Here is a 12,348-nt window from a genome sequence, read left to right on the forward strand (position 1 = left end):
CACCTGGCGCTGGGTGCGCAGGGGGGAGTCGCGAAGCAGGGACCGGCGGGCCGCCTCGGAGGCCGCGGCGAACCGGGGGTCGTCGAGGCGGGCGAGCCGCACCAGCAGATACGGCGGGACGATGGCGCATCGGGTCGGGGCGTGCTCGCTTCCTGTCATGGCTCGAGTGTGTCACCTGCCGGTGACAGGCGCACCCCTTGCGCCCCCGCGGGGTGCGGGCATCCGACTGGGCTCGCTGAGGCGATCGACGACGACGCCGGCTGAGCAGACCGTCGCGGACGGGATCCGTAGACTCGCAGCATGCGTTTCGGAATCGTCATTCTCCCGCAGGACCCGTGGCGGGTCGCCAGGCTCAGATGGGAACGGGCCGAGCAACTCGGGTTCGACCACGCCTGGACCTACGACCACCTGTCCTGGCGCAGCCTGGCCGACCAGCCGTGGCACGCGACGGTCCCCACGCTCACCGCGGCGGCCGTCGTGACCGCGCGGATCCGGCTCGGCACCTTCGTGTCGTCACCGAACTTCCGGCATCCGGTGCCGTTCGCCAAGGAACTCGCCACCCTCGACGACATCGCGGACGGCCGCCTGCTGCTCGGCGTGGGTTCGGGCGGCACCGGATTCGATGCCGCCGTGCTCGGAGCGCCCGACTACTCTCCGCGGCAACGCCACGAGCGGTTCGCGGAGTTCGTCGAAGCCCTGGACCTCCTGCTCCGGCACGAGGAACCGGACGGCACCGGCATGAGCACCGGAATCAGCTTCGCGGGCGAGTGGGCCAGCGCCGTCAACGCCCGGATGGTCGGGGTGCCCCGCCAGCGGCCCAGGCTCCCGTTCGTGATCGCGGCCAACGGGCCGAAGGGGCTGCGCCTGGCCGTGCGGCACGGCGCCGGCTGGGTCACCACCGGCGCCGACGGCGTCAGCGGCGACGACTGGTGGGCCTCGGTCGAACGGCTCGCGTCCCGGCTCGACGAGACCGCCGACGCCGAGGGGCGCGACCCGGCCACGATCGACCGGTACCTGAACCTGGACAGCGGGGGGTCGTATTCGCTGCGGAGCGTGGCGGCGTTCGATGACGCGGTCGACCGTGCGGCCCGGCTGGGCTTCACGGATGTGATCAGCCACTGGCCGCGCGCCGACGGCATCTACGCCGGGTCGGAGGCCGTGCTCGACGAGGTGGCCGCGAGCATCCGTCGGCGGCGCACGGTTACGGCCTGACCGCCTCCGGTCGGGCGTGGGGGCGGCCAGCCCCGGCCCGGCGTTCGAACCCTTTCAGACTGTGATGGGACAGACCGGTGATTCCTCGGCCGCATGACGTCGATTTCCCGGTATCGGAAGCGCCCATCAGTGAATGACCAGTCCGGTATCGAAGTCTCGGTGGCGGTAGCCGTTGCGGGAGTTGACCCGGTCGGCGGAGATCTGGCCGTATTCGGCGGCGCAGATCGGTGCAACACGCAGGGACACGCCCAACAGGACCGGGGCTACACCACACCATTGGACGCAACCCCGAGCTACCGCGCACACGCCCCGTCGAATTCGACGGAGATTTTTGCCAGACCGCCCTCTGTGGGGCGGTTTTCGGGCGGCTGAGCCCACAATCTCCGTCGAATTCGACGGGCCGAGCGGATGCCTCGTGCGGCAGGCCCGCGCCGCTGGGGCACCATCCCGGGGCGCCCTCTTGCACCCGTGCGACGCTCGGCACCGGCTGCGTCGCACACCGCCGCGGGCTCTCCCCTATACGGTGGGGAGCGTTGTTGACGTTTTCGCAGCACTCGACTTCGGGCGGATCGCCGCTCACCGTGCGACCTGACTGCGGATCACACGTCGATGCGGTAGCCGCGTTTGATCACCGTGGCGACGAGGCCCGGCACCGGCAGGGCCTGCCGCAACCGGCTGATCGCCACGTCGACGGCGTGGTCGTCGGTGATGTCTGGCAGGGCCGCGGTGAGCTCGGCCCGGGAGATCACGGAACCGCGCCGGTCGAGGAGGGCGCGCATTAGGGTGAGGGAACCGGGGGCGAGGACCGCTTCCGCCCCGCCCAGCCGGAGCAGCCGACCGCGCAGCTCGACCGGGCCGTGCCGGGTGTCCAACCGGAACACGCGCTGTTGTTCGAGGTGGTCGCAGACCTGGCGGATCAGGGCGCCCATCCGGAACCGGTCGGGCACGAGAGGTTCGATCCCGGCGGCCCTGAGCGGTGCGGCCGTGACCGGGCCGACCGCCGCGGCGACGACGGTCTCGCTGAGGGCGTCCAGAAGGTCGTCCAGCCGGCCGATTCCGTCGGCCGCGCCGAACAGCGCCTCCACCGCGGGGGCACTGGTGAAGGTGACCGCGTCGACCGCGCCGGTGCAGATCAGGTCGACCAGCTTGAGCACGCGCCCGGAGTCCTCCGGCAGCAGCCAGCGGTAGGGCGCCACGGTGAGCACGGTCGCGCCCGCCGCCCGCAGCCGGTCGAGCTGCGGTTCGTCGGTGAAGCCGTGCAGCTGAACCGCGACGGTGGTGCCGGCCGCGTCGTCCCTGAGCACGTAGTCGACGAGGGAACGGGTGGTCTCCTCGTCGCTCATGCCCGAGTCGTCGAGCCCCGCTGCCCGCACCGCTCCGCGCGCCTTCGGTCCGCGCACGAGGATGCGGGAGTGTTCGAGGGTGGTGGTGAGGTCGTGGCCGAGTCCCGCGGCATCCGCCGCCTCGAACCAGCGACGGATGCCGTAGGAGGTGGTGGCGAGCAGCACGTCCGGGCGGGCGGCGATGATCAGCCGGGTGTCCTCGGTGAGCTTGGCCTCGTCGGCGGTGGCGGCGATGCGGATGGCCGGCGCGTGGATGACCTCGGCCCCGCGCCGTTCGAACGCGGCGATGAGGTCCTCGGAACGCCGGTCGCTGGTCACGGCGATCCGGAAGCCGTCGAGCTGGTCGGGGCGCACCCCGGGAAGGGTCGCGTCACTGCCCATGTCGCTGATGGTGTCTCCGGTATCGTTCGGGCGGGCGGCCCGCCGGTGCGGGCTACCCAAGATCGGCGAGCTCGGCGGCGCTCCGCATCAGTTCCACGGCCGCCGTGTCGTCCTGCTGGGCCAAGCGTACGACCTCGCCGATCACCAGCACAGCCGGCGACCGGGCGCCGAGCGCGCCGGCCACCGCGGCGACCTCGTGCAGGCTGGTGATGGTCGTGCGCTGCCTGGTGGAGTACCCCTGCTCGATGATCGCGACCGGCATGCCCGCGGTCATCCCGTGCCTGGCCAGGCCGGCGGCCAGGTGCGGCAGGGTGCCGATGCCCATCAGCACCACGATCGTGCCGTCGAGGCCGACCAGGTGCGCGAGTTCGGTGTCGCTGAGCGGGGCGTGCCCGGAGAGCACCGTGAAAATGCGGCTCACGTCGCGGTGGGTGACCGGGATGCCGGCGGCGGCGGGCACCGAGATGGCACTGCTCACCCCCGGGATGACGGTGACCGGGATGCCGGCGCCCCGGCACGCGATGACCTCCTCACCGCCGCGGCCGAAGACGAACGGGTCGCCGCCCTTGAGCCGCACGACGGTGTGGCCGTCCCTGGCGCTCGCCACGAGCATCCGCTCGATCTCGGCCTGCGGCACGGCGTGGTGGCCGGGGGTCTTGCCGACGTCGATGAGTTCGGCGCCCGGGCACCAGTCGGCGAGCCGGTCGGTCGGGCCGAGCCGGTCGTAGTAGACCACGTCGGCGTCGCGGAGCGCGCGCCTCGCGGCGAGGGTGAGCAGGCCGACATCGCCCGGCCCGCCACCGACAAGGCTGACCTGGCCGAGGGGCGCCACGGCCGCGGCCCGCTCGCGGGAGAGCCAGACCCGCGCCGTGGCGCAGGCGTCGGAGACGATGCCGTCGATGGCCCGGGAGACGTCGACCAGGACGACCAGGTCGACGGCGGAGACGAGGTCACGCCAGCCGTGCGGGAAGTGCGGGTATTCGACCGGGCGCACCTCGGGGTGCGGCCGGTCTGGGGTGCGGCCGTCGACCGGGGTCGTTGCGAGGTAGACGGTGGCGCCCGCGGCGAGGTAGCGGGCCAGCACGCGTCTGGCCCGCCGGGGCTCGCCGAAGACGAGCACCCGGCGCCCGGCGAGGTCGAGGTTGATGTCCATGGTTCACGCTCCGATCGGTTCGGTTCGGGGCAGGCCGGCCGCCGGGCCGGACGGGCGGTCGGAGGGTCGGACGGGGATGGTCGGCCCGGCCAGCAGCACCGGCCCGGCCGCGGCGGCTGCGCGCTCGTCGGGGCGGGCCGGACGAGGCTGGCCGCGCTCCAGCACCTGCACGATCGCCGGGTCGCCGGTTTCGGGCGCGTTCACGAACGAACGGAACCGGCGCAACCGCTCCGGGTCCTTCAGGGTGGCGGCCCACTCGTCCTCGTAGTTGCCGACGTGTTCGAGCATCGCCCGTTCCAGTTCCTCGGCGATGCCGAGGGAGTCGTTGACGACCACGTCGCGCACGTGGTCGAGGCCGCCGTCGACGTCTTCCTGCCAGCGGGCGGTGCGCTGCAGGCGGTCGCCGGTGCGGATGTAGTACATCAGGTAGCGGTCGATGTAGCGGATCAGGGTGTCGTCGTCGAGGTCCTGGGCGAGCAACTGGGCGTGCGCCGGCTGGAAGCCGCCGTTGCCGCCCACGTAGAGGTTCCAGCCGAGCTCGGTTGCGATGATGCCGACATCCTTGCTGCGGGCCTCGGCGCATTCGCGGGCGCAGCCGGACACTCCCAGCTTGAACTTGTGCGGCGCGCGCAGCCCTCGGTAGCGCAGCTCCAGGTTGATCGCCATGGCGACGGAGTCCTGCACGCCGAACCGGCACCAGGTCGAGCCGACACAGGATTTCACGGTGCGCAGGGACTTGCCGTAGGCCTGGCCGGATTCGAATCCGGCGTCGACGAGGATCTTCCAGATCTCGGGCAGCTGCTCCAGGCGGGCCCCGAACAGGTCGATGCGCTGGCCGCCGGTGATCTTCGTGTAGAGGTTGAAGTCCGCGGCGACCTCCGCGATCACCCTGAGCTTCGCGGGGGTGATCTCGCCGCCGGGGATGCGGGGCACCACCGAATAGGTGCCGTCCTTCTGCATGTTCGCGAGCGCCCGGTCGTTGGTGTCCTGCAGCGCCCCGCGGCCGGAGTCGAGGATGTAGCCGGAGGTCTGGGTGGCCAGGATCGAGGCGATCACGGGCTTGCAGATGTCGCAGCCGAGGCCGCTGCCGAACCGGTCCATGATCTGCTCGAACGAGGTCAGCTGCAGGATGCGCACCGACTCGAACAGTTCGCTGCGGCTCTGCGCGATGTGCTCGCAGAGCGCGCGGGAGACCTCGATCCCGGCCCGGGTCAGCTCGGTCTCGAGGATCTTCTTGACCAGAGGAACGCACGAGCCGCACTGGGTGCCCGCGCGGGTGCAGGCCTTGAGCGGCCCGAGCTCGGTGCAGGCCTCGGTATGGCCGGCCGCTTCGTCACCGCGGATGGCGGCGCGCACCGCGCCGACGGAGACGTTGTTGCAGGAGCAGAGTTGCACGTCGTCCGGCAGGTCGGAGTTGGCGGGCGGTTCGGCGCCGGCGGCGGAGAGGTAGGCGCCGGGTTCGGCGGGGAGCTCCCGGCCGAGCAGGGGGCGGAGGGAGGTGTACGGCGCGGCGTCGCCGACGAAGATGCCGCCGAGCAGGGTCCTGGCATCGTTGGTGACGACGATCTTCTGGTAGAGCCCCCTGGCCGGGTCGGCGTAGACGACCTCGAGGGCGTGCGGGGTGGCGGCGAGGGCGTCGCCGAAACTCGCAACCTCGACGCCGGACAGCTTGAGCTTCGTGGCGTCGTCGATGCCCGGGAACACCGCGGCGCCGCCGTGCAGCCGGTCGGCGACGACCTCGGCCATGGCGTTGGCCGGGGCGACGAGCCCGACACAGACCCCGCCGATGCTCGCGACCTCGCCGATCGCCCAGATCCCGGGTACGGAGGACGCGCAGTCCTCGCCGATCGCGATCCCGCCGCGCGGGCCCAGGTCGAGCCCGGCCAGGCGGGCGAGCTCGTCGCGGGGAGTGATCCCGATGGAGAAGATCACCAGGTCGGCGTTCAACGCGGTCCCGTCGGTGAGGCTGACGCCGAGCACGCGGCCGGTCGGGGAGGTGAGGATCTCGGTCGGCCGGTTGCCGAGGGCGAGGCTGATGCCCTGGGCCTGGATCAGCCGGCCGAGGGCCTGGCCGGCGCCCTCGTCGAGCTGGGCGCTCATCAGCCAACGGCCGGAGTGCACGATCGTCGCCAGCCCGCCGAGCCGGGCCAGCCCGCCCGCGGCCTCCAGGCCGAGCAGCCCGCCGCCGACGACGACGACGTTCGCGGGCCGGCCGAGCCGGTCGCGCAGGCGCGCCACCTCGGTGCTGAGGAAGTCGACGTCCTCGATGGTGCGATAGACGTGGCCGGCCGAGGCGCCGGGGATCGGCGGGACACTGGCGGCGGAGCCGGTCGCGAAGACGAGCTCGTCGTAGTCGAGGGTCTCGCCGCCGTCGAGGGTCACCGTGCGGGCCGCCGGGTCGAGCCCGGTGACCCGGCTGCCGCCGCGAAAACGGATGCCGGGGGAGCCCCAGAGGGCGCGGTCGCCGAGGGTGAGGTCCTCGGAGTCGACCAGGCGGCGGGACAGCGCGACCCGGTCGTAGGGGAGGTGCGGCTCCTCGCCGATCACCGTGACGCTGTGGCCCGCGGCGTTGCCGGGGGAACCGGGGTAGCCGGGCCGGGCCGGCTTGCCGCGGGAGGCCATCGCCTCGGCGAACCGGTGTGCGGCCGGGCCGCCGCCGATCACGAGCACCCGACGGGACGCGCCGGACTCAGCGGGAGTGCTGCTGACGTTTTCCATGGCTGAGCCTTCCGGGTTGGGGATGCCGCCAGCCTAAGAGTGGCGCGTTTCCCCTCCGTTGCGCCCACGTAACAATGTGTGACCGCGATCTCACATCGCAGCCCGGGGGCGGTGAGGTTCATTTCACGCAATCGACACGGTGGGTGCGGGGCGGCGAAACACGCGCTGGTTAGCGTGGGGACACCGAGAAGCCGAACAAGCCATGAAAGGTCTGGTGCCCCGTGTCGACAGCCACCCGGATCAACCGCCCCGACGCATCCGTCGCCTGGGACACGAACCCCCAGGCCTGGACCAGCGTCTGCGCCCTCGAGCAGCTCGAACCGCTCTGGGGTGAGGCCGCCCTGGTGGACGGGCAGCAGCTCGCTCTCGTGCTGCTGCCGCACGGCCACCTGTACGCGGTGACCAACGAGGACCCCGCCACGGGCTCCTTCGTGATGAGCCGCGGCATCGTCGGCTCGAGGGGCGACCGGCACACGATCGCCTCGCCGCTGCACAAGCAGGTCTACGACCTCGAGACCGGCCAGTGCTTCACCTCCGCCGAGTACGCGCTCCGCACCTTCCCGGTGCGGGTGGACGCGGGCCTCGTGCAGGTGCGGCTGGATGCCGGCCAGGCCGGCTGACCGGCGCCCTTCCCTTCCCCTCTTGACCCCCGCTGACCCCTTCCCTTACCCCTTGTCCCAGAGGAGCACCTGATGAGCCCCAGCAGCACACCCCCCGCGAGCACCGTTCAGGCGACGACCGACCTCCACTCCACCAACGACGCCCTCGGGCACCGGCCCGGCCGCTGGATCGACAACTGGAACCCGGAGAACCACGTGCAGTGGGAGGGCGGCGGCCGGGCCATCGCCGCCCGCAACCTGAAATGGTCGATCTTCGCCGAGTTCCTCGGCTTCGTCGTCTGGCAGCTCTGGAGCATCGTGGTGGTGCAGCTCCCGGCCGCCGGCTTCACCTTCGACACCGGGCAGATCTTCTGGCTGATCTCGATGCCGAGCCTCGTGGGCGCCACCCTGCGGTTCCCGTACACCTTCCTGGTGCCCCGCTTCGGAGGCCGCAACTGGACCATCATCTCCGCCGCCCTGCTGCTGATCCCCGCGATCCTGCTCGGAATCTGCGTCGGCAACCCGGAGACCCCGTTCCCCGTCATGTTGCTGGTGGCGGCGCTCGCCGGGTTCGGCGGCGGCAACTTCGCCAGCTCGATGTCGAACATCACCTACTTCTACCCGCAGAGCCAGAAGGGCTGGGCGCTCGGCCTGAACGCCGCCGGCGGCAACCTCGGCGCCGGGGTCGCCCAGCTCGTCGTGCCGATCGCGATCACGCTCGGCGCCGTCGGCACCCTCAACCTGCCGTTGGCCGGGTTCATCTGGGTGCCGTTCATCCTCGTCGCCATCTGGGGCGCCTGGAAGTACATGGACAACCTCTCCAACGCCAAGGCCGACTTCGCCGCCTCCGCGGCGGCCGTGCGGGAACCGCACCTGTGGATCCTCGCCGTGCTCTACATCGGCACCTTCGGCTCCTTCATCGGCTTCGCGAGCGTGTTCCCCAAGCTCATCGCCGACCAGTTCCCCTCCTTCTCCACCTTCGCCGTCGGCTCCGCCTCGCTCTCGCTCGCATTCCTCGGCGCCCTCGTCGGTTCCCTCGCCCGTCCGGCCGGCGGCCGCCTGGCCGACCGGTTCGGCGGGGCGCTGGTGACCGTCGCGGCCTTCGCCACCATGGCGATCGGTGCGCTCCTGGTGATCTGGACGCTCCCGCTCGGCAACTTCTGGGCCTTCCTCGCGGCCTTCCTGGTCATCTTCGTCGCCGGCGGCGTCGGCAACGGCTCCACCTACCGGATGATCCCGAGCGTGTTCGCCGCCCGCAGCGGCGTGACGGATGCCCACCGCAATTCGGGCGATGTCGGCACCCAGCGCAAGACCGCCGCGGCCCTCGGGATCATCTCCGCGGTCGGCGCCTACGGCGGGTTCATCATCCCGCAGGTGCTCGGCTACTCGAAGACCACGACCGGCGACTACACCAGCGCGATCTACGGTTTCGTGGGTGCCTACGTCGTGATGATGGCGATCACCGCCTTCGTCTACCTGCGCCGCGGCTCCTCGGTGGCCGGGCACCGCATCTGAGGCTCGGCGATGCCGGTGATCGAGCTTGTGTCCGCCGGTGATCGAGCTTGTGTTCGCCGGTGATCGAGCTTGTCGAGATCATCCACCGGGTCTCGACGGGCTCGACCACCGGGTCTCGACGGGCTCGACCACCGGGTCTCGACGGGATCGACCACCGGGTCTCGACGGGCTCGACCACCGGGTCTCGACGGGATCGACCACCGGGTCTCGACGGGCTCGACCACCGGGTCTCGACGGGCTCGACCACCGGGTCTCGACAGGCTCGACCACCGATCGGAGGAACCCGTGACCACGACCACCGCGACGCACTGCCCGTACTGCGCTCTGCAGTGCGCCATGAACCTCACCGACGACGCCGGCAGCGTCACGGTCGCCGGGCGCGAGTTCCCGACCAACCGGGGCGGCCTGTGCAAGAAGGGCTGGACATCCGCCGAGCTGCTCTCCTCGCCCGAGCGCATCCTCGAGCCGATGCTGCGGCAGCCCGACGGCAGCTTCGCCGGCGCGACCTGGGACGAGGCGCTCGACCTCATCGCGGCGCGGCTCGCCGACGGCCGGGCCGAGCACGGCGCCGACTCGGTCGGCGTCTTCGGCGGCGGAGGGCTCACCAACGAGAAGGCCTACCAGCTGGGCAAGTTCGCCCGGCTCGCCCTCGGCACCTCCCGGATCGACTACAACGGCCGGTTCTGCATGTCCTCGGCCGCGGCGGCCGGCAACCGGGCCTTCGGCCTCGACCGGGGACTCCCGTTCCCGGTCGAAGACCTCGACGCGGCCTCGACCATCCTCATCCTCGGCTCCAATGTGGCCCAGACCATGCCGCCCTTCATCGGGCACCTCGAGGGGGCGCGCTCCGCCGGCGGCCTGATCGTCGTCGACCCGCGCCGCACCGCGACCGCCCGGCTCACCGAAAACGGGGCCGGCAGCCACGTGCAGCCGACGCCCGGCACCGACCTCGTGCTGCTGCTCGGCCTGATCAACGTCGTCATCAACGAGAAGCTCGTCGACCTGGACTACATCGACCGGCGCACCATCGGCTTCGACGAACTGCGCCGCAGCGTCGGGCAGTGGTGGCCCGAGCGGGTGCAGGCCGAGACCGGCGTGCCCGTCCGGCAGCTGCGCGACCTGGCCCGCCGGCTCGCGGCAGGCGGCGGCACCTACATCCTCACCGGGCGCGGTGTCGAACAACACGTCGACGGCACCGACACGGCCACCGCCGCGATCAACCTGAGCCTCATCCTCGGCCTCGTCGGCACCAGCCACTCCGGCTACGGCACGCTGACCGGCCAGGGCAACGGGCAGGGCGGCCGTGAGCACGGCCAGAAGTGCGACCAGCTGCCCGGCTACCGCAAGATCACCGACCCGGCCGCCCGCGCCCACGTCGCCGGGGTCTGGGGAGTGCACCCCGACAGCATCCCGGGGGCCGGCATCCCCGCGGTCGAACTGCTCGCCTCGATGGGCGAACCCGGCGGCATCCGCACCCTGCTCGTGCACGGGGCGAACGTCGTCGTCTCCGCGCCGAACGCCGAGCGGGTGCGCGCCGGCCTCGCCGCCCTCGACTTCCTCGTCGTCTGCGACTTCTTCTTCTCCGAGACGGCCGCGCTCGCCGACATCGTGCTGCCGGTCACCCAGTGGGCAGAGGAGGACGGCACGATGACCTCGCTCGAGGGACGCGTCATCCGTCGCCGCACGGCGGTGACTGCCCCGGCCGGGGTGCGCAGTGAACTCTGGATCTTCCACGAGCTGGCCCGCCGGCTGCACGCCCCGTCCACCTTCGGCACCGACCCGGCCGAGGTGTTCGACGAGCTGTGCCGCGCCTCCGCCGGCGGCCCCGCCGATTACTCCGGGCTCAGCTACGGCCTGCTCGACACGGGGGAGGCCGCCTACTGGCCCTACCCGGCCGGCTCGACCGGCACCCCGCGGCTCTTCCAGGATCGCTTCCAGCACGCTGACGGCCGCGCCCGGATCCACCCGGTGCGCGCCCGAGGGGCGGATGCCCCTGCCCAGCAGGGCGGCATCCTCACCCTGATCACCGGGCGCCTGCTCGAGCACTACCAGTCAGGCGCGCAGACCCGCCGGGTGCCGGAGCTGGCCCAGGCCAGACCGGAGGCGCGCCTGCAGCTGCACCCGGCGACCGCGGCCCAGCTCGGCGTCGTCGACGGAGGCTGGGTGGACGTGACCAACGCCCGCGGGGTGGTGCGCTGCCGGGCGGAGGTGACCGTCGACATCCGCCACGACACGGTCTTCCTGCCGTTCCATTTCCCCGGCGAGCAGAGCGCCAACCGGCTCACCGCGGACAGGACCGACCCCGTCTCCGGGATGCCCGAATTCAAGCGCACGACCGTGCGGGTGCGCGCACTCGCCGGCGAGGAACGAGGTGCCCATGTCTGAACCGAGCGTCGCGCCGGAGGCGGCCCCCACGTCCGGCCGGAGCCCGGAACGGATCGTACTCGTCGGCTACGGGCCCGTCGGCGCCCGATTCGTCGAGGAGCTGCTCCCCGTCGTGCGCGCGGGCCTCGCCACCCTCACCGTGGTGGGCGCCGAGGCCGCCGACGCGTACAACCGGGTGCTGATCGCCGACTACGCCGTCGGCCACGCCGAGCGCGAGGCGCTCGAGGTGACCGACACCGCGGCGGCGCTCGCCGCGGGAGTGAACATCCTCACCGGCACCAGCGTGACCGCGATCAGCCGCACCCGCCGCACGGTGACCCTCGGCACGGGCGCCGTGCTGGCCTGGGACCGGCTCGTGCTCGCCACCGGCGCCCGGGCCAACGTGCCCACCCTCGACGGCGTCGCCCGGGTGCGCCGCAACCTGATGGCGCCGCCGACGGATGCCGCGACCCTCGACTCGGCAGGCGCCGCCCTTCCCCGCGGCGTGGTCGCGCTGCGCGACCTGGACGACGCGCACACGGTGCTCGGCGCCGTGCGTGCCGGCGGCCGGATCGTGGTGCTCGGCGCCGGCGTGCTCGGCATGGAGCTCGCGCTCGCGGCGGCGAAGGGCGGAGCCGAGGTCTGCGTCGTCTACCACGGGGAGATTCCGATGAACCGCAACCTCGACCGCGGCGGCGGCACCGTGCTCGCCCGCGCCGCACGCGCGGCGGGGGTCACCATGGTCAACCACTCCCGCGCCGAGAGTGTGCTGTTCCACGTCGACGATGACGGCGCGGCGCGCTTCGACGCCCTCATCTGCGCCGACGGCAAGCAGATCGGCGGCGACCTGCTCGTGCTGTCCTGCGGCACCGGCGCCCGCACCGAGCTCGCCCACCTCGCCGGCCTCCCCGTCTCCACCGGCATCCTCGTCGACGAGTCGCTGCGGAGCTGGGCCGACCCCGCCATCCACGCGATCGGCGACTGCGCCCACGTCGCGGTGCCGCCCGCGCCCGGCGCCTCCCTCGCCCGCCCGCCCGGCGGCCCGACCGGGCTGATCGGGCCG

General features: G+C 72.3%; 8 protein-coding genes. 5 read left to right on the forward strand and 3 right to left on the reverse strand.

Annotated features, from left to right (window positions below):
• The first annotated feature begins 300 nt into the window (after positions 1 to 300).
• Positions 301 to 1,212, forward strand: coding sequence for an LLM class flavin-dependent oxidoreductase (locus tag E3T48_RS00075; RefSeq protein WP_134521864.1), 912 nt, complete (start codon positions 301 to 303; stop codon positions 1,210 to 1,212).
• A gap of 599 nt (positions 1,213 to 1,811) precedes the next feature.
• Here E3T48_RS00075 and E3T48_RS00080 read toward each other — a convergent pair.
• From E3T48_RS00080 to nirB, 3 genes are read right to left on the reverse strand one after another with little or no spacing between them, the layout of a single operon-like run.
• Complete coding sequence (locus E3T48_RS00080) at positions 1,812 to 2,936, reverse strand: uroporphyrinogen-III synthase (RefSeq protein WP_134521865.1); 1,125 nt, start codon at positions 2,934 to 2,936, stop codon at positions 1,812 to 1,814.
• A gap of 52 nt (positions 2,937 to 2,988) precedes the next feature.
• Complete coding sequence (gene cobA / locus E3T48_RS00085; protein WP_134521866.1) at positions 2,989 to 4,089, reverse strand: uroporphyrinogen-III C-methyltransferase; 1,101 nt, start codon at positions 4,087 to 4,089, stop codon at positions 2,989 to 2,991.
• A gap of 3 nt (positions 4,090 to 4,092) precedes the next feature.
• Positions 4,093 to 6,807: a nitrite reductase large subunit NirB gene (gene nirB / locus E3T48_RS00090; protein WP_134521867.1), complete on the reverse strand. Its 2,715-nt coding sequence runs from the start codon at positions 6,805 to 6,807 to the stop codon at positions 4,093 to 4,095.
• 221 nt (positions 6,808 to 7,028) lie between these two features.
• On the opposite strand from nirB, the gene nirD reads away from it, so the two are divergent.
• From nirD to E3T48_RS00110, 4 genes are all read left to right on the forward strand, one after another.
• Entirely contained in the window at positions 7,029 to 7,427 is a 399-nt protein-coding gene (gene nirD, locus E3T48_RS00095; RefSeq protein WP_420898336.1) for a nitrite reductase small subunit NirD, read from the forward strand.
• Between the two features lie 72 nt (positions 7,428 to 7,499).
• Complete coding sequence (locus E3T48_RS00100; RefSeq protein WP_134521868.1) at positions 7,500 to 8,921, forward strand: MFS transporter; 1,422 nt, start codon at positions 7,500 to 7,502, stop codon at positions 8,919 to 8,921.
• 285 nt (positions 8,922 to 9,206) lie between these two features.
• The gene (locus E3T48_RS00105; RefSeq protein ID WP_134521869.1) at positions 9,207 to 11,306 is read left to right on the forward strand and encodes a molybdopterin oxidoreductase family protein; all 2,100 of its coding nucleotides are present in this window, start codon (positions 9,207 to 9,209) and stop codon (positions 11,304 to 11,306) included.
• Positions 11,299 to 12,348 (forward strand): NAD(P)/FAD-dependent oxidoreductase (locus E3T48_RS00110; RefSeq protein ID WP_166789575.1); only part of this gene is annotated, 1,050 nt, incomplete at its 3' end. The genes E3T48_RS00105 and E3T48_RS00110, both read left to right, overlap by 8 nt.

The sequence above is a fragment of the Cryobacterium fucosi genome (assembly GCF_004403515.1).
Lineage (GTDB): Bacteria > Actinomycetota > Actinomycetes > Actinomycetales > Microbacteriaceae > Cryobacterium > Cryobacterium fucosi.

Bases quoted from the DNA above. Each gene is read 5' to 3' on its own strand.
- E3T48_RS00075 (WP_134521864.1), top strand. From the start codon at position 301: ATGCGTTTCGGAATCGTCATTCTCCCGCAGGACCCGTGGCGGGTCGCC.
- E3T48_RS00080 (WP_134521865.1), bottom strand. From the start codon at position 2,936: ATGGGCAGTGACGCGACCCTTCCCGGGGTGCGCCCCGACCAGCTCGAC.
- cobA (WP_134521866.1), bottom strand. From the start codon at position 4,089: ATGGACATCAACCTCGACCTCGCCGGGCGCCGGGTGCTCGTCTTCGGC.
- nirB (WP_134521867.1), bottom strand. From the start codon at position 6,807: ATGGAAAACGTCAGCAGCACTCCCGCTGAGTCCGGCGCGTCCCGTCGG.
- E3T48_RS00100 (WP_134521868.1), top strand. From the start codon at position 7,500: ATGAGCCCCAGCAGCACACCCCCCGCGAGCACCGTTCAGGCGACGACC.